Below are 16,834 nucleotides of genomic sequence, written 5' to 3' on the forward strand. Positions count from 1 at the left end.
AGCTATCGGCTATTCCCTGTTTTTGTTATTGATGCATTTAACGGTTCATCATAAAAGATTAAGCCAATTCTTATATCAGCACTGACTTTGTAACTAAATGTTTCTCTGTATGCCCGTATTTAATTATGGGGTAAATATTATACAAATATCCAATTATCTTTGCGAATTTTATAACTTTATAACTATTTGATCTTTATGGTTTTGAGTATGGCCACTCATGCGTTGCGATGTTATGTCGCAAAAAATCAATTTTTACATTAATAATTGAGTTCTTACCTCATGCTAGTTATTATTTTTACGCTAGCTTGTATTATTGAATGGATTCAAATGCTGGTCGTTTATTTATGAATAATATTAATTGTCATAAACCATATGTCATGTAAATACATGCATGACGCCGCGCTGCTTGAATTTCATTCTCTAATATCGCTGCATAAAACAATTGACGGACTGATTGTCGTTTATAATGGATATGGGAATAAATATGAAGATGAGTAAAAAATTTCTGGCGGGTGCCCTGATTTTCTCTGCCTGCAGCGCGCTGTCTACCGTTGCGCAGGCTGATAACACCATTACCTTTAATGGTATTGTTTCCGATACCACCTGTACGGCGACCATTGATGGCGGTGTAACGGCTATTGATATGGGCACCACCTCAGTGGCGGATCTGAAAGCGTATACCTTCGGCGCTGCCAAGAACTTCTCCTTTAGCTTAGCTGATTGCCCGACCGCGGAAGAAGGTGGCAACAGTATCGCCCGCGTCACTTTTGGCGGTGTTTCCGATACCGCGAACAGCGATTATTTTAAAAACCAGGCAACTGATGAGCCGGCAACCGGCGTCGCTGTGGCCCTTTTCGACGAAGCGGGCAATGTGATGAAGAATAACGAAGAGGGTTCTGATGTTGATATCTCTTCGGGTGCAGCAACCATTCCGTTCACCGTAAAAATGGTGAAATCGGGTGATGCTGATCCGACGAAAGGTACCGTTCAGACAACCGTGACTTATAACGTGACCTATCATTAATTCGGCTTCTTGTTGAATGGAGAAAGGGGAATCGCCTGCTATTCCCCTTAAATTAAACATATGAGATATCCTTTTTTTGCGATCGGTTTATTGCTGTCTTCTTCCTTCGCGCAGGCCAGCGTGGTCGTTGGCGGTACGCGTCTGGTTTTTGATGGTACGAAAAATAACGCTGTAATAACGGTTGAGAATAAAGATCAGAACAGCAATATCGTTCAGTCCTGGCTCTCGGTGGTTGATGCAGCCTCACCCGCCAAAGACGCATTTATTATTACGCCGCCGCTGTTTCGTCTCAAAGCCGGGGAGAAAGGATTTGTCCGCGTAGTTCGATCAGGAAAGAAATTACCCGACGATCGCGAGTCGATGTTTTGGCTCAATATTAAAGGGATCCCGGCAACAGAGTATGTACCTGATAAAAATGTCGTACAGTTTGCGATTAATTCGAAAATAAAATTGATTTATCGACCCGCTGCGTTAAAAGGTAATACACCGGAATCGTACGCTGAAAAATTACAGTGGGGGAAAGAGAGGTCGTCGGTGACGGTAAAAAATAACTCACCGCTGTATATGAATTTCTCACAGGTTAGCCTTAACGGTAAAAATATTTCTGGCGCATGGTTTGCTGCCCCGTTTTCCACCTTAAAAATACCCGTGCAGAGTAGCCTGTCGGCGACAGGAAAAAAAGAGATCACATGGAGCGTGATTAATGATTATGGTATGTCAGGGAAGAAATATACCGCTATCATTCAGTAGCGTTGAGCTGCTATTTTCAACTAAAAGTATCTGCGTCGCTATTATTCTGTGCCTAAGTACTCTGCCCTCTCGCGCGGAGGCCGGCGAATATTTCAACCCAAATTTACTCGAAGTCGCCGAGAGTCCTGCGGCTTCGGTTGATCTATCCTATTTTTCGCAAGATGGCATACCGCCGGGCACCTATCACCTGGATGTTTACATCAACGATAAGTACGTCAGTTCAGACTCGCTGACTTTTCAGGAAATTAGCCATGACGCAGGCGCGACTGCTTCTCCCTGCCTGTCCGCGGAGTATCTGAATTCATGGTTGATTAATACCACCGCCTATCCGCAGCTGTTCGAGGCAGGGGAAACCTGCGCCCGGCTGTCGGCGATCCCCGGGATGACGTTCTCGGTATCTCTTGCCCAGCAGCGCATTGATTTTACCGTGCCGCAGGCCGCCATGCTGAATCGCCCCAGAGACTATATTCCCGAGAGCCAGTGGCAACAGGGGATCAATGCCGGTCTTCTCAACTATAGCGTCACCGGGCAGCGTAATGCGCCGCGGCATAACGGCGCCACTATCGACAGTCAGTTCGTCAGCCTGCAGCCAGGGCTGAATCTGGGACCATGGCGCCTGCGCAACTACAGCACCTATAGCCACAGCGATAACAACAGCCGCTGGGAGTCGGTTTACTCCTATCTTGCCCGCGATATTCACACCCTACGCAGCCAGCTGGTGGTCGGTAATACGTATACCTCTTCCGGCATTTTCGACAGTTTGAGTTTTACCGGTCTGCAGCTCAGTTCGGACAAAGAGATGCTGCCGGATAGCCTGCATGGCTTTGCGCCGACGATTCGAGGGATCGCGCGCACCACCGCGGAGGTCTCGGTTTATCAGAATGGTTACAGCATTTATAAAACCACCGTCGCTCCCGGCGCCTTTGAAATTAACGATCTGTACGCCACCGGCAGCGCCGGCGACCTGTACGTCAACATTAAAGAGTCTGACGGCAGCGAGCAAAACTTTGTGGTGCCTTTCGCGTCGCTGGCGATCCTGCAACGTGAGGGCCAGCTGGACTATGCGCTGAGCAGCGGCAGGACGCGATCGGGTAGCTCTGACGATAAAGAATATAACTTTATTCAGTCTTCCCTGGCCTATGGCGCCACCAGCAACATCACTCTTTATACTGGTTTCCAGCAGGCGGAAGATAAATACACCAACCTGTTGTTAGGCGCTGGCTTTAACCTCGGTACTATCGGTGCGCTGTCGTTTGATGGCTCTCAGTCGTGGGCCGACGTGAAAACCAGCGATACGGCCTCGTCAACCAGTAAAGAGCAAGGGCAATCGTATCGCGTCCGCTTCAGTAAAAGCTTTCTGCAGACGGGCACCAGCTTTTCCGTGGCTGGTTATCGCTACTCCACCTCGGGATATTATTCGTTTCAGGACTTTGTCGATAACTCTTCCACACAGCGCGACTGCTGTACGCAGAGCGGCAGAACGAAAGGCCGATTTGACGCATCGCTGTCGCAGACGCTGTTTGGCTATGGTTCGCTCTCGCTTTCGTTGGTCAATGAGACCTACTGGGACAGTTCGCGTATGGAATCGGTGGGCGTGGGCTATAGCGGGTCGATTGGCAAGGCCTCCTACTTTATTAACTATTCCTATAACCGCAATGTGCAAAGCACCGATGACAGCGACAATAACCGGCCGGCCAGCGATACCGTCATCTCCCTGACGTTAAGTATTCCGCTTGGCGAGACGCTCTCGGCAAATTACACCATGAACCATGGTCGACATAACGATACCACGCACAGCGTGGGGCTCAACGGCTCGGCGTTTGAGGATCGTTCCCTGAACTGGAGCGTACTGGAAGGGTACAACACGCAGGATAAAAGCACCTCCGGCAACCTCAGCGTCAACTACCAGGGCTCGAAAGAGGATGTAGCTGGCGGCTATGGCTACGACCGCTACAGCAATCACTACAACTATTCGCTGCGCGGGGGCATGGTCGCCCATGCGGGCGGACTCACGCTATCACGCTTTCTGGGCGAGAGTTCTGCGCTGGTCGAAACGCCTGGCGTCAGCGATGTGACAGTGCGCGGTCAGACAAACGTGACGACGGATGCCGCCGGATATGCGGTGGTGCCTTACGTCCGTCCGTACCATCGTAACAGTCTGGCGCTGGATGAACAGGAAATACCTGGCGCTGAAGTGGATAACGTCGCCAGAACGGTGGTTCCGACGCGCAATGCGATCGTCAAAGTGAAGTACGACACGCGAATTGGCTATAAGGCGATGCTCACCCTGCGTACCCGCAATGGCGTGGTGCCTTTCGGCGCGCTGGTGACCCTCGATAATGATCACGGTAGCGCGTCGCGCAGCAATATCGTTGGCGATGAGGGGCAGGTGTATCTAACGGGGCTGCAGAAAAAAGGCCAGCTGTTAGCGCGCTGGGGGGAGAAAAGCAGTGAGCAGTGCACCGTTCATTATGACTTCTCCGGCATGGCCCTTGGCGACGATATTCTGTTCTATCAGGCCGAATGTCGGTAATGGATGCAGGTTTTCAACATGGAAGAGGGGCTGATATGAATATGCGAGACGGCAGCACAAGGGGCCTCCTGGTGGCCATTTTGCTGCTCTCCCTTCCGGCGCTGGCTTATGAGGGCAGCAGCACGGTCAATTTTAACGTCACGGGCACCATCGAAGCGCCTTCCTGTGAGGTGGCCGTGGAGCCGTCGAACAGTATCGATTTAGGCACCGTCTCCTCGCAGACGTTCTCCGGACATGCCGGGGCGAGCAGCGCCAGCGTGCCGGTTAAGCTGGTCTTTTCCAGCTGTTCCGCCGATGCGTCGGCGGTGACCATCGCGTTTAGCGGCACCAGCTTCGATAGCACCCACGCTTCAATCTATAAAAACTTCCAGACTGGCAGCAACGGTGCCAGCGGCGTCGGTTTGCAGCTGCAGAGCATGGCCGACCAGCAGCCCCTTGGCCCCGGCGACCAGTATCTCTATACCTTTGGGGACGATGCGGATATCCATACCTTTAATATGGTGGCACGTATGTTTTCGCCTTATGGCCAGGTAAGGTCCGGGATGGTCGGGTTTACCGCCACGTTCGATGTGGCCTACAAATAACGTTTCGACAGGGATGGGTATGAAAAAACTGATCTTATTGCTCATATTGGCACTGTGTCCCGTCTATAGCTGGGCGGCTTGCACGGGAACCAACTATGGCGATGTCTCGATGACCAACCTGCCGGAAAAGATCCTGGTCAATGCCGGGAGCTATACCGCAGGGACGGTACTGTATGACTCGGGGAAGATTACGCGCTCGCAAACGGAATTGCTTAACTGTGAGGGGAGCACCTACGCGGTTTTTGCCTGGTCCTCGAACAATGCCGGGGCACTGATAGGGGATAATATCTATGCCACCTCGGTGCAGGGGATCGGTATCCGCGTCAAGGTGTGGCTCAATATCAGCGGTGAATATGGCGATGACACCGATGATTTCAGCCCCGACTCGCAGGTGCATTATATTGGTGATGTGAATTATTACCTCGGAAAGCCGACAGGTCTTTTCGACTCTTTCGCGTCGACTCATTATACCCCGGCGTATCAGCTGCAGCTGGTGGCCACCGGCGGCGCCATCGCCAGCAAGAGTCAATTATCGTTCAGCGACCCGGTGGCCACGGTATCGGCCAAGGATAAAAAGGGGACCATCGCTATTTCACAACTGCACATCAGCGGCACCACCAGCATCCAGCTAATCCCGATGGGGTGTATTGTCGGTAGCAATAATCTCAGTTTTTCCATGGGCAGCATCAATGCCAGTGAGTTTAATACCGCGACGAAGGTGGGTAGCGCGCGGCAGTCTCTGAGCCTCTCCTGCGAGCCGGGAACTAACGTTTCGATGCGTGTGGCGGCTGCTTCTGCAAGCGGGGATAACCCTGACAATACGGTGATGGCCCTCACGGCGGAACAGAATACCGCCACTGGCGTGGGAGTGCAGTTAAATTTGAATGGCAAAGCACTGCCGTTAAATACCGATATCAGCCTCTATACTTCGAGCCGCGCGACGGTGACCAACAGCGGCGCGGATGCCAGCTACAGCTATTTCACCAACCCCGACAGCCCCGGAGGCGCAGCGGCCATGCAGACGCTCGCCTTATCCACTAACTATTACAGGACGGGGAGCGCGGTGACCGCGGGGACAGCCAACGCCACCGGGGTGATCACCTTTACTTATAACTGAGGGGGAGAATCCCTTCCCCGAACGATGCCGGGGAAGGGAGAAGACGATTAATGCGCCTGGCCGCGTTCGATACCGATCCCGGTTTGTGAACGGATAAACTGGGCGCGGAACTGCTCGCGCTCGCGCATCCCTTCCGGTGAGTTATCGGTGGCGGAGAAGACCCAGATGCCAATGAACGCGATGGCAATGGAGAACAGCGCCGGATATTCATACGGGAACAGCGCTTTCTCATGGCCGAGGATCTGCACCCAAATGGTGGGGCCGAGGATCATCAGAATGACCGCAGTCAGCAGGCCCAGCCAGCCGCCGACCATCGCGCCGCGGGTGGTCAGCTTCGACCAGTACATCGACAGCAGAATAATCGGGAAGTTACAGCTGGCGGCGATGGAGAAGGCCAGGCCGACCATGAAAGCAATGTTCTGATTTTCAAACAGAATACCCAGCAGAATGGCCACCACCCCAAGGATCAGCACGGTGATCTTGGAGACCTTCAGCTCCTGACGCTCGGTCGCGCCCTTGCGGAAGACGTTGGCGTACAGGTCGTGCGACACCGCTGACGCGCCGGCGAGGGTCAGGCCCGCCACCACCGCCAGGATAGTGGCGAAGGCTACCGCAGAGATAAAGCCGAGGAACAGGTTGCCGCCAACCGCATCCGCCAGGTGCACCGCCGCCATGTTATTGCCGCCGATAAGCTGTCCGGCCGCGTCTTTAAACGCCGGGTTCGCGCCGACCAGCATGATGGCGCCGAAGCCGATGATAAAGGTCAGGATATAGAAATAGCCCATAAAACCGGTGGCGTAGAAGACGCTTTTACGCGCTTCTTTGGCGTCGCTCACGGTAAAGAAGCGCATCAGAATATGCGGCAGGCCAGCGGTACCGAACATCAGACCCAGACCCAGAGAGAGCGCAGATATCGGATCTTTTACCAGTCCGCCGGGACTCATAATCGCCGCCCCTTTCGGGTGGACCGCCATCGCCTCGGTAAACAGGTTATTGAAGCTGAAGCCGACGTGCTTCATGACCATAAAGGCCATAAAGCTGGCGCCGCACAGCAACAGAACCGCTTTAATAATCTGCACCCAGGTAGTCGCCAGCATGCCGCCGAACAGGACATAGAGCACCATCAGCACGCCAACCAGCACTACGGCGACATGGTAATTAAGGCCGAACAGCAGCTGGATTAGCTTGCCGGCGCCCACCATCTGGGCAATCAGATACAGGGCCACCACCACCAGCGAACCGCAGGCGGAGAGGGTGCGGATCGGCCCCTGCTTCAGGCGGTAAGAGGCGACATCGGCAAAAGTATAGCGGCCAAGATTGCGCAGACGTTCAGCAATTAGAAACAGGATAATCGGCCAGCCGACGAGAAAGCCCAGCGAGTAGATCAGCCCATCGTAGCCGGAGGTATACACCAGCGCGGAGATACCGAGGAACGACGCCGCTGACATAAAGTCGCCGGCAATCGCCAGCCCGTTCTGGAAGCCGGTAATATTGCCGCCGGCAGTGTAGTAATCGCTGCGCGAACGCACCCGTTTTGAGGCCCAGTAGGTGATGTACAGCGTCAGGGCGACGAAAATCAGGAACATGACAATCGCCTGCCAGTTGGTCGGCTGGCGCTGTACCGCGCCGGTAATAGCGTCTGCGGCGTGAGCGCCGAGGGGCAGCAGCGTGGCGGCGAGCGCCGTCAGGACTCTCTTGATCATGCTTTTACCTCGTTGAGAACGCTTTTGGTCAAACGGTCGAATTCACCGTTAGCTCGCCAGACATAAATACCGGTCAGGATAAACGAAATGACGATCACGCCAATGCCGAGCGGGATCCCGCGGGTGACGCTGGTTCCGGCGTGCAGCGGGGTGCCGAGCCAGCCGGGTGCAAAGGCGATAAGCAAAATAAAGCCCACGTAGATCACTAACATAATCACTGACAGAATGGCGGCAAACCGTTGCCGTGATGCAACTAACTCCCTGAAATGCGCACTATTTTCTATCCGCTGACAAAGTTGTTCATTCATCTTAGCGTCTCCAGAGGTCTCCCTTTCGTCATCCACTCGGCGGACGCTGGCGACAGCAACCCCTCCGGCGACGGAGCCGGGACAGGTGTTGCTGACGGCGTTCCTGCGAGTGAAATCCTGGGGGAGGGACTTATTTTTATCCTCTCCCCGGAAGGGGAGAGGGTGTAGGGAATCGGTCCTTACTTACGATGGCATGGTAATGGCCTGCTTCTCTTCGAGCAGTTTTTCCACGACGCCAGGATCGGCGAGGGTCGAGGTATCGCCGAGGTTGCTGGTGTCGCCTGCGGCAATCTTACGCAGAATGCGGCGCATGATTTTGCCCGAGCGGGTTTTCGGCAGCGAATCGGTCCAGTGCAGCACATCCGGCGTCGCCAGCGGACCGATCTCTTTGCGTACCCAGTTACGCACTTCGGCATACAGCTCCGGCGTCGGTTCTTCGCCGTGATTGAGCGTCACGTAGGCATAGATGGCCTGGCCTTTGATGTTATGCGGGATCCCCACCACCGCCGCTTCGGCGATTTTTGGGTGCGACACCAGCGCCGATTCGATCTCGGCGGTCCCCAGACGGTGTCCGGAGACGTTCAGGACGTCATCCACCCGGCCGGTGATCCAGTAATAGCCATCTTCATCACGACGCGCGCCGTCGCCGCTAAAGTACATATTTTTGAAGGTGGAGAAGTAAGTTTGCTCAAAGCGCTCATGGTCGCCGAACAGGGTACGCGCCTGGCCGGGCCAGGAGTCGGCGATGGCGAGGTTGCCCTCGGTGGCGCCATCCAGCGGCAGGCCTTCGTTATCCACCAGCACCGGCTGGACGCCGAAGAACGGACGCGTCGCGGAGCCGGCCTTCAGCTCAATCGCACCCGGCAGCGGAGTGATCATAAAGCCGCCGGTTTCGGTCTGCCACCAGGTGTCCATCACCGGGCACTTCTCGTTACCGATCTTCTTCCAGTACCACTCCCAGGCTTCCGGGTTAATCGGTTCGCCGACCGAGCCAAGAATGCGCAGCGAGGAGCGGTCTGTGCCTTCGATAGCTTTGTCGCCTTCCGCCATCAGGGCGCGAATAGCCGTCGGGGCGGTATAGAGAATGCTGACCTTATGCTTATCGACGACCTGGCACATGCGCGCCGGCGTAGGCCAGTTCGGCACCCCTTCGAACATCAGGGTGGTGGCGCCGCAGGCCAGTGGGCCGTACAGCAGATAGCTATGGCCGGTGACCCAGCCCACGTCGGCGGTGCACCAATAAATATCGCCCGGATGGTAGTCGAAAACGTATTTAAAGGTGGTGGCCGCATAGACCAGATAGCCGCCGGTGGTGTGCAGCACCCCTTTCGGTTTACCGGTGGAGCCGGAGGTATAGAGGATGAACAGCGGATCTTCGGCGTTCATTTCGACGGGCCGGTGTTCGGCGCTGGCGTTCGCAATCAGGTCGCTCCACCACAGATCGCGGCCTTCCTGCCAGTCGATATTGCCGCCGGTGCGTTTCAGGACCACCACGTGCTCAATGCTTTTCACGTTCGGGTTTTTCAGCGCGTCATCGACGTTTTTCTTTAGCGGGATGGCGCGACCGGCGCGCAGCCCTTCGTCAGCGGTGATCACCAGGCGTGAGCTGGAGTCGATAATGCGTCCGGCCACCGCCTCCGGCGAGAAGCCGCCGAAAATGACCGAGTGGATTGCCCCGATGCGGGCGCAGGCCAGCATCGCCACCGCGGCCTCCGGCACCATCGGCATATAGATAGCGACCACGTCGCCTTTTTTAATCCCGAGGTCGAGCAGCACATTGGCGAAACGGCACACGTCGGCATGCAGTTCACGGTAGGTGATGTGCTTGCTTTGGCTGGCGTCGTCGCCTTCCCAGATGATGGCGGTTTGATCGCCGCGTTCGGCTAGGTGGCGGTCGAGACAGTTAGCGGCGAGGTTCAGGGTACCATCTTCATACCATTTGATGGAAATATTACCCGGTGCGAAGGAGGTGTTCTTTACACGGGTATAGGGCCGCATCCAGTCAAGGATCTTGCCCTGCTCGCCCCAAAATGTATCAGGGTCGGTTATGGATTGTTGGTACTGCGCCTTGTACTGATCCGGGTTAATCAGGCAACGTTCCGCAATATTAGCGGGAATAGGGTGTTTGTGAATTTGGCTCATGGCTTTTTTTCTCCTTTGAACTTGTTAAATATATGTCAAACAAACGTTAAGAGTAGGGGTTTTGACAGCTTTGTTTGTTAATTGGGGGGCAGATCACGCAATGATTAAACTGGGTGAAATTTCATCAAATGAAACTTTGAAGCGAAATAATTACGCAAATGAATTTATAGAAACGGAAGCTGTGAAATTTTTTTTATTACAAATACTTATGCAATATAACTGGGGGAAATTCGCTGCTTTATGCATAAAAGCAGAGGAAAGCCCTGTTCTTAAAGGCTTGCGCAGCATGCCGTGCAAATGATACTGATATTGCGCGTTAAATAACCCCACAAAGCAACGCAACACAATTCATACCCCCTGCAGTGGGTACCATGACGAAAAGGAATGGTGCCTTTCATTGAGGAAGTCAGTAGTGAAGAAAACAAAAAAAGTCAGTCTGGCCTGGCAAATTTTGCTAGCCCTGGTGCTGGGTATCCTTCTGGGCAGTTATCTGCATTACCACGCTGAAAGTCGCGATTGGTTAATTAGCAATTTGCTGACGCCGGCGGGCGATATCTTTATCCATCTGATTAAAATGATCGTGGTCCCGATTGTCATTTCGACCCTGGTGGTCGGGATTGCCGGCGTGGGTGACGCCAAACAGTTAGGGCGGATCGGTGCCAAAACCATTATCTATTTCGAAGTGATCACCACGGTGGCGATTGTGCTGGGTATCACCCTGGCCAACGTCTTCCAGCCGGGGACGGGCATTGATATGTCGCAGCTGGCGGCAGTTGATATTTCGAAATATCAGAACACCACCGCCGAAGTGCAGAGCCATGCGCACGGCCTGATGGGCACCATCCTGTCGCTGGTGCCGACCAATATCGTGGCATCGATGGCGAAAGGCGATATGCTGCCGATTATCTTCTTCTCGGTGCTGTTTGGCCTGGGGCTCTCCTCGCTGCCGGCGACCCACCGTGAGCCGCTGGTGACGGTCTTCCGCTCTATCTCCGAGACCATGTTTAAAGTCACCCATATGGTGATGCGCTATGCGCCGGTCGGGGTATTCGCCCTGATTTCGGTAACCGTCGCCACCTTCGGTTTCGCCTCGCTGTGGCCGCTGGCCAAGCTAGTGTTGCTGGTTTACTTTGCGATCCTGTTCTTCGCGCTGGTGGTGCTGGGGATTGTCGCGCGCCTGTGTGGTCTGAGCATCTGGATCCTGATCCGCATCCTGAAAGATGAGCTGATTCTGGCTTATTCTACCGCCAGTTCGGAGAGCGTACTGCCGCGCATTATTGAGAAGATGGAAGCCTACGGCGCGCCGGCGTCGATCACCAGCTTTGTGGTGCCGACCGGTTACTCCTTCAACCTCGATGGTTCAACGCTGTATCAGAGCATCGCGGCGATCTTTATCGCCCAGCTGTACGGTATTGACCTCTCTATCTGGCAGGAGATTACCCTGGTGCTGACCCTGATGGTGACCTCGAAAGGGATCGCCGGCGTGCCGGGCGTCTCCTTCGTGGTGCTGCTGGCCACCCTGGGTAGCGTCGGGATCCCGCTGGAAGGGCTTGCCTTTATTGCCGGCGTCGACCGTATCCTCGATATGGCGCGTACCGCGCTGAACGTGGTGGGTAATGCGCTGGCGGTGCTGGTTATCGCCAAGTGGGAGCATAAGTTCGATCGCAAAAAAGCGCTGGCCTATGAACGCGAAGTGCTGGGCAAGTTTGATAAAACCGCCCAATAAAACACAAAGCCCGGCGCGATAGCGCCGGGCTTTTTCTTATCCTTTACTGATCCGGTCAAACTCTTCGCAGCCGGTATCAAACCCCTCCAGGCAACTGACGTTGAGCCAGTGCAGCGCCTTCTGCTTATTCGGTTCGATAAAGCCTTTCTCTCCCTGCTGGAACATCATCCCGGCCCAGTATTCGGCATAGCCGGTGCGGGAAAGTGATGAACTGCCTTTAAAGTATTCACTTGCTTTCACATCATCCTCCGGGCCGTGTACGCCGCTGGCGTAGATCAGCCCCAGCAGCATCTGGGCATCTACCGCCGCATCGCTTTCGCTATCCCGGGCAGCATCCTGCAGCAGCGTGATGGCGTGCGCTACGTCGGTGGCGCCAGCCTGACGGTTGACCAGCACCCGCGCGAGGACGATCTCTCCGGATTTACTGCCGGCCTCGACGGCTTTTTCCGCCAGCTGGCGGGCCTGCGGATAGTCCGCCTGTTGGGGGTTACGGATTTTGAGCTGCGCCAGCAGCGCCAGCGCATCGCCATCGCCCTGGGCGGCCGCCTTCTGCGCCCAGTATTCGGCTTTTTGATAATCGCCGGAGCTGACCCAGGTATCGGCAAGGTAATATTGCGCGCGTCGATCGCCGGCTTCGGCCTGCTGTTGATACTGACTGCCAGGTTCGGTGGCCACCGCTGTGCCGCTGGTGAAAACCAGTAGAAATAAAAAGAGGTATTTCATTTGTATTTATTATCAGTAAGGAACATAGCGCGCAGTATAAAGGGAGGCGAAAAAGAAGAAAATGGCGGGTATCGGTAGGTAGGGCCGATTTGCGCTACCTGACCGTAGGCCCGCGCAAGCGCAGCGCCGCCGGGCGACAGACTGCGGACACGGAGCCGTTTATGTGCCGGGTGGCGGCTGCGCCTGACCCGGCCTACGCATCGCGCGAGCCGGGTCAGACCGCCGAACCTTAACCCATCGCGCTTTCGCGCAGGCGGGATTTCAGCTTGTTGTACTCGTCGATCACGTACTGTTCCGCGGCGCGCTGATCGGCAATCCGCTCAACGTTGACCGCGCAGTACTTGTACTCCGGCGTTTTGGTTATCGGACTCAGGTTCTCTGAGACCAGTTCGTTACAGGCGCCGATCCACCACTGGTAGGTCATGTACACCGCGCCTTTATTCGGCCGATCGCTGACCTGCGCGCGGGTGATGATGCGCCCCTTACGCGAATTGACCCATACCAGCTCTTCATCTTCGATGCCTAGCCGTTCGGCGTCGGCGGTGTTGATTTGCGCATAGCCTGGTTCATCCGCCAGCGCCGCCAGCGCCGCGCAGTTACCGGTCATTGAACGGCACGAGTAATGGCCGACCTCGCGCACCGTCGACAATACCATCGGGTACTCATCGGTAAGCTTATCGATCGGCGCGACCCAGTCGCAGGTGAAGAACTGCGCCAGTCCGTTCGGGGTATCGAACTTCTCTTTAAACAGATACGACGTTCCCTGATCGGCGTCGGACTCATCGCGGCACGGCCACATGACATAGCCGAGCTCACCCATTTTCTCGTAGGTGGCGCCGTAGAAGTCCGGGCACAGATGCCGCAACTCGTCCCAGATCTCCTGGGTGTTATTGTAATGCATCGGATAGCCCATCCGGGTGGCGATTTCGCTGATGATCTGCCAGTCGGTTTTCAGGTCCCACTTCGGCTCCACCGCTTTAAAGAAGCGCTGGAAACCGCGGTCCGCTGCGGTATACACGCCTTCGTGCTCGCCCCACGAGGTGGACGGCAGGATGACGTCAGCCGCGGAGGCGGTTTTGGTCATGAAAATGTCCTGGACGATAACCAGTTCCAGATCGTCGAACGCTTTGCGGACCGCCGAGAGTTCGGCGTCGGTCTGCAGCGGATCCTCACCCATAATGTACGCCGCCCGCACTTCACCGTGCGCCGCGCGGTGCGGCAATTCGCTGATGCGATAGCCGGTATGCGCAGGCAGGCTTTCCACGCCCCAGGCTTTGGCGAATTTCTCGCGGTTCTCCGGGAACTTGACGTACTGATAGCCCGGATAGGTATCCGGTAGCGCACCCATATCGCAGGCGCCCTGAACGTTGTTCTGGCCGCGTACCGGGTTGACGCCGACGCTCGGCTTGCCGAGGTTGCCGGTGAGGATCGCGAGGCTGGTCAGCGACCGCACCGTCTCCACGCCCTGGTAGAACTGGGTGACGCCCATGCCCCACAGAATGGCGGCGGATTTGGCGCTGGCATACATCCGGGCGCAGGCGCGGATCTCCTGGGCGCTGACCCCGGTGATCTCCTCCACCGACTCCGGCGTATAGCCTTCAACGATTTTGCGATACTCCTCGAAGCCTTCGGAACGGCTGGCGACGAAGGATTTATCGTACAGATCCTCTTCAATAATCACGTGGCCAATGGCGTTGAGCAGCGCGATGTTCGAGCCGTTCTTCAGCGCAATGTGCATATCGGCGATGCGCGCGGTTTCAATTTTGCGCGGGTCGCAGACGATAATTTTCGCCCCGTTGCGTTTAGCGTTAATGACGTGATTCGCCACGATAGGGTGGGAATCCGCCGGGTTGTAACCGAAGATAAACACCAGATCGGTGTTATCAATCTCCGTGATGGCATTACTCATGGCGCCGTTACCGACCGACTGGTGCAGACCTGCAACCGAAGGGCCGTGTCAGACGCGAGCGCAGCAGTCGACGTTATTGGTGCCAATAACGGCGCGCGCGAATTTTTGCATCACATAGTTGGTTTCATTACCGGTGCCGCGGGAGGAGCCGGTGGTTTGGATCGCATCCGGGCCATATTTGGCTTTAATGGCGCTGAGGCGGGTGGCGACGTAATCCAGCGCCTCGTCCCAGGAGACGGCTTCCAGCTTGCCGCCGCGTTGACGGCGGATCATGGGGGTTTTCAGGCGCGGCGTTAGGATCTGGGTATCGTTAATGAAGTCCCAGCCATAATAGCCCTTCAGGCACAGGGTTCCCTGGTTGGTTTTCCCCTGCGCCGCTTCAGCCCGAACGATTTTGCCGTTATCGACCACCAGGTTGATTTTGCAACCTGATGCGCAATACGGGCAAACCGTGACGACTTTTTTCATCGGTCTTGCTCCAGTTATTCAATGGGCGCGTTTGCGCTATCGCGCCGTCACTATGCATCTTCTATGCCATATTTTCATTGTGGGTATTCCTTGATGATACGCGGGTTTTTTGGGCGGAATGCTGACGAAAAACAGCCTGTCGACAGATTTGACGTGTCGATACCCTGGAGATGTGACGGCGCTTGAAAAAATGTCACCGGGGGAGGAATTTGTCGGCGCAGGCTTGCAGAATCGATCAGACTGACACTAATTCCCGGCGGGCAGAGGCAAAAATGAAACCAGTCATTTTAGTGGTGGATGATGACAGGGCGATGGGCGAGCTGCTCAGCGATGTGCTCGGCGCGCACGCGTTTGAAGTGCTTGTCAGCCAGACCGGCAACGACGCGCTGGCGACGGTGGCGCAGCGGGCGGATATCGCGCTGGTCTTACTGGATATGATCCTGCCGGATACCTATGGCCTGCAGGTGCTCCAGCAGCTGCAGCGCACGCGGCCTGAGCTGCCGGTGGTGATGCTCTCCGGTCTGGGCAGTGAGTCTGATGTGGTGGTGGGTCTGGAGATGGGCGCCGATGATTACATCGCCAAACCGTTCAGCTCGCGGGTGGTGGTCGCCCGGGTGAAAGCGGTACTGCGACGCAGTGGGGCGCTGGCCGGCGAGGCGTCGGGCGCCGGTGCTGGCCTGACGTTTAACGGCTGGCGGCTGGATACCACGCGCTGTGAACTGTATAACCCGCAGCAGCAGGCGATCCCGCTGACCCAGGGAGAATATGGCCTGCTGCTGGCGCTGGCGCAGAACGCGCGCCGGGTATTGAATCGCGAACAGCTGCTGGCGCTGACTCATAATGAAAGCACCGAGGTATTCGACCGGACCATCGATGTGCTGATCATGCGCCTGCGGCGCAAAATTGAGCTCAACCCGCATCAGCCGACGTTGATTAAAACCCTGCGCGGTCTGGGCTATGTCTTTTCCGCCGACGTGACCCACAGCGAGAAGGCGGCGTAGGGCGGGTTTGCTGCCAACCCGCTGTTGACTTTATTTGGCGCAGGGAGTTTACTTTTTTTATTAAAGTGACACTCTGGGTTAATCTATGGCAACAAAATTAAACTGGCTGCTGCAAAACAGCGCTCCCGGAGATGTGATCCTTCAGTCCTGGTTAAGCCAGCATGCCATCTCTCCCTCTCTGGCCTTTAAATACGCGCAAAGTGGCTGGTTAAAAAAAAGAGGCAACGGCGTATATGCGCGTGCGGGACGTGAGCCGGAGTGGAACGATGCATTAGCATGTTTGCAAAATCAGCTTGCCGCTCCGGTGTATGTTGCGGGGCTCAGTAGCTTAGTCTGGCAGGGCCGTTCACACTATCTACAGCTAAAACAAAACCAGTGCTGGCTTAGTGTGGAAAATAAAGCGCTGCTGCCGAAATGGTTCAGGGAATTCCCGGGTGTGGAGTGGATAGTCATATCGGGGAAAAAACTGCCGGTGCTGGATGATAGATACCGTGTAACGCTTGATATAAAAGGGAAAAAACTCATCGGCAGTGCGCCAGAACTGGCTGCTTACGAGTTGCTGAGCGCGGTGCCGGGGACCCTCTCATTTAACCACGCTGCAGAGCTTTTCCAGGGGCTGGTTAATCTTAATCCTCGTAAAGTAGAGTATCTTCTTTCCGTCAGCCAGTCCGTGCAGGCCAAGCGTTTGTATCTCTTCTTCGCCAGTTTTTACGAGCATGGCTGGCTCAAACGAATCGATAGCCAAAAAATCGATCTGGGAGCGGGCAAGCGGCAAATCGTGGAAAATGGAAAGTTCAATGCTCAATACCAAATCACAGTGCCTGAACGCTTTCAAAAGGAATAAAA

General features: G+C 55.3%; 14 protein-coding genes. 9 read left to right on the top strand and 5 right to left on the bottom strand.

The features are described from left to right. Window positions 1-466: 466 nt before the first annotated feature. Genes KHQ23_RS25070 through KHQ23_RS25090 form a run of 5 tightly spaced genes read left to right on the top strand, consistent with a single transcriptional unit; the run spans window position 467 to window position 6,008 of the window. Entirely contained in the window at window positions 467-1,024 is a 558-nt protein-coding gene (locus KHQ23_RS25070; protein WP_004192602.1) for a fimbrial protein, read from the top strand. 60 nt (window positions 1,025-1,084) lie between these two features. Beyond that, window positions 1,085-1,774 carry a fimbrial assembly chaperone gene (locus tag KHQ23_RS25075; protein WP_032435448.1) on the top strand — a complete coding sequence of 230 codons (690 nt, stop codon included), beginning with the start codon at window positions 1,085-1,087 and terminating at the stop codon, window positions 1,772-1,774. Beyond that, entirely contained in the window at window positions 1,728-4,307 is a 2,580-nt protein-coding gene (locus tag KHQ23_RS25080; RefSeq protein ID WP_211776945.1) for a fimbria/pilus outer membrane usher protein, read from the top strand. The genes KHQ23_RS25075 and KHQ23_RS25080 overlap by 47 nt, the downstream gene beginning before the upstream one ends. A 35-nt stretch (window positions 4,308-4,342) precedes the next feature. Further along, the gene (locus tag KHQ23_RS25085) at window positions 4,343-4,891 is read left to right on the top strand and encodes a fimbrial protein (protein WP_050484961.1); all 549 of its coding nucleotides are present in this window, start codon (window positions 4,343-4,345) and stop codon (window positions 4,889-4,891) included. 19 nt (window positions 4,892-4,910) lie between these two features. Then, window positions 4,911-6,008, top strand: a complete 1,098-nt coding sequence (locus KHQ23_RS25090; protein WP_021464885.1) for a type 1 fimbrial protein — start codon at window positions 4,911-4,913, stop codon at window positions 6,006-6,008. A 47-nt stretch (window positions 6,009-6,055) separates the two neighbouring features. Here the strand turns inward: KHQ23_RS25090 and actP are convergent, their stop codons facing one another. From actP to acs, 3 genes are all read right to left on the bottom strand, one after another. Beyond that, on the bottom strand, window positions 6,056-7,708 hold the full coding sequence (gene actP / locus KHQ23_RS25095) for a cation/acetate symporter ActP (RefSeq protein ID WP_024623073.1): 1,653 nt from the start codon (window positions 7,706-7,708) through the stop codon (window positions 6,056-6,058). Then, window positions 7,708-8,019, bottom strand: a complete 312-nt coding sequence (locus KHQ23_RS25100) for a DUF485 domain-containing protein (protein WP_004177812.1) — start codon at window positions 8,017-8,019, stop codon at window positions 7,708-7,710. The genes actP and KHQ23_RS25100 overlap by 1 nt, the downstream gene beginning before the upstream one ends. Window positions 8,020-8,202: 183 nt before the next feature. After that, on the bottom strand, window positions 8,203-10,161 hold the full coding sequence (gene acs, locus KHQ23_RS25105; protein WP_002885145.1) for an acetate--CoA ligase: 1,959 nt from the start codon (window positions 10,159-10,161) through the stop codon (window positions 8,203-8,205). A gap of 100 nt (window positions 10,162-10,261) precedes the next feature. Between acs and KHQ23_RS25110 the strand changes: the two genes are divergently transcribed. Continuing rightward, on the top strand, window positions 10,262-10,462 hold the full coding sequence (locus tag KHQ23_RS25110; protein ID WP_004146658.1) for a hypothetical protein: 201 nt from the start codon (window positions 10,262-10,264) through the stop codon (window positions 10,460-10,462). Between the two features lie 111 nt (window positions 10,463-10,573). Further along, window positions 10,574-11,887: a glutamate/aspartate:proton symporter GltP gene (gltP, locus tag KHQ23_RS25115; RefSeq protein ID WP_004146659.1), complete on the top strand. Its 1,314-nt coding sequence runs from the start codon at window positions 10,574-10,576 to the stop codon at window positions 11,885-11,887. Between the two features lie 36 nt (window positions 11,888-11,923). Here gltP and KHQ23_RS25120 read toward each other — a convergent pair whose 3' ends face one another. Further along, window positions 11,924-12,610 carry a tetratricopeptide repeat protein gene (locus tag KHQ23_RS25120; RefSeq protein WP_032421940.1) on the bottom strand — a complete coding sequence of 229 codons (687 nt, stop codon included), beginning with the start codon at window positions 12,608-12,610 and terminating at the stop codon, window positions 11,924-11,926. A 229-nt stretch (window positions 12,611-12,839) separates the two neighbouring features. Beyond that, window positions 12,840-14,987 carry a formate dehydrogenase H subunit alpha, selenocysteine-containing gene (locus KHQ23_RS25125; RefSeq protein WP_012737173.1) on the bottom strand — a complete coding sequence of 716 codons (2,148 nt, stop codon included), beginning with the start codon at window positions 14,985-14,987 and terminating at the stop codon, window positions 12,840-12,842. 272 nt (window positions 14,988-15,259) lie between these two features. Here KHQ23_RS25125 and KHQ23_RS25130 point away from each other — a divergent pair, with 272 nt between their 5' ends. Both KHQ23_RS25130 and KHQ23_RS25135 read left to right on the top strand, forming a co-directional pair. After that, window positions 15,260-15,988 carry a response regulator transcription factor gene (locus tag KHQ23_RS25130; RefSeq protein ID WP_004177810.1) on the top strand — a complete coding sequence of 243 codons (729 nt, stop codon included), beginning with the start codon at window positions 15,260-15,262 and terminating at the stop codon, window positions 15,986-15,988. Window positions 15,989-16,073: 85 nt separating this feature from the next. Next, entirely contained in the window at window positions 16,074-16,832 is a 759-nt protein-coding gene (locus KHQ23_RS25135; protein WP_004177809.1) for a type IV toxin-antitoxin system AbiEi family antitoxin, read from the top strand. Window positions 16,833-16,834 lie beyond the last annotated feature (2 nt).

This window comes from Klebsiella sp. 64 (assembly GCF_018223915.1).
GTDB classification, from domain to species: Bacteria; Pseudomonadota; Gammaproteobacteria; order Enterobacterales; family Enterobacteriaceae; genus Klebsiella; species Klebsiella pneumoniae.

Bases quoted from the DNA above. Each gene is read 5' to 3' on its own strand.
- KHQ23_RS25070 (WP_004192602.1), top strand. From the start codon at position 467: ATGGATATGGGAATAAATATGAAGATGAGTAAAAAATTTCTGGCGGGT.
- KHQ23_RS25075 (WP_032435448.1), top strand. From the start codon at position 1,085: ATGAGATATCCTTTTTTTGCGATCGGTTTATTGCTGTCTTCTTCCTTC.
- KHQ23_RS25080 (WP_211776945.1), top strand. From the start codon at position 1,728: ATGATTATGGTATGTCAGGGAAGAAATATACCGCTATCATTCAGTAGC.
- KHQ23_RS25085 (WP_050484961.1), top strand. From the start codon at position 4,343: ATGAATATGCGAGACGGCAGCACAAGGGGCCTCCTGGTGGCCATTTTG.
- KHQ23_RS25090 (WP_021464885.1), top strand. From the start codon at position 4,911: ATGAAAAAACTGATCTTATTGCTCATATTGGCACTGTGTCCCGTCTAT.
- KHQ23_RS25100 (WP_004177812.1), bottom strand. From the start codon at position 8,019: ATGAATGAACAACTTTGTCAGCGGATAGAAAATAGTGCGCATTTCAGG.
- acs (WP_002885145.1), bottom strand. From the start codon at position 10,161: ATGAGCCAAATTCACAAACACCCTATTCCCGCTAATATTGCGGAACGT.
- KHQ23_RS25110 (WP_004146658.1), top strand. From the start codon at position 10,262: ATGATTAAACTGGGTGAAATTTCATCAAATGAAACTTTGAAGCGAAAT.
- KHQ23_RS25120 (WP_032421940.1), bottom strand. From the start codon at position 12,610: ATGAAATACCTCTTTTTATTTCTACTGGTTTTCACCAGCGGCACAGCG.
- KHQ23_RS25130 (WP_004177810.1), top strand. From the start codon at position 15,260: ATGAAACCAGTCATTTTAGTGGTGGATGATGACAGGGCGATGGGCGAG.
- KHQ23_RS25135 (WP_004177809.1), top strand. From the start codon at position 16,074: ATGGCAACAAAATTAAACTGGCTGCTGCAAAACAGCGCTCCCGGAGAT.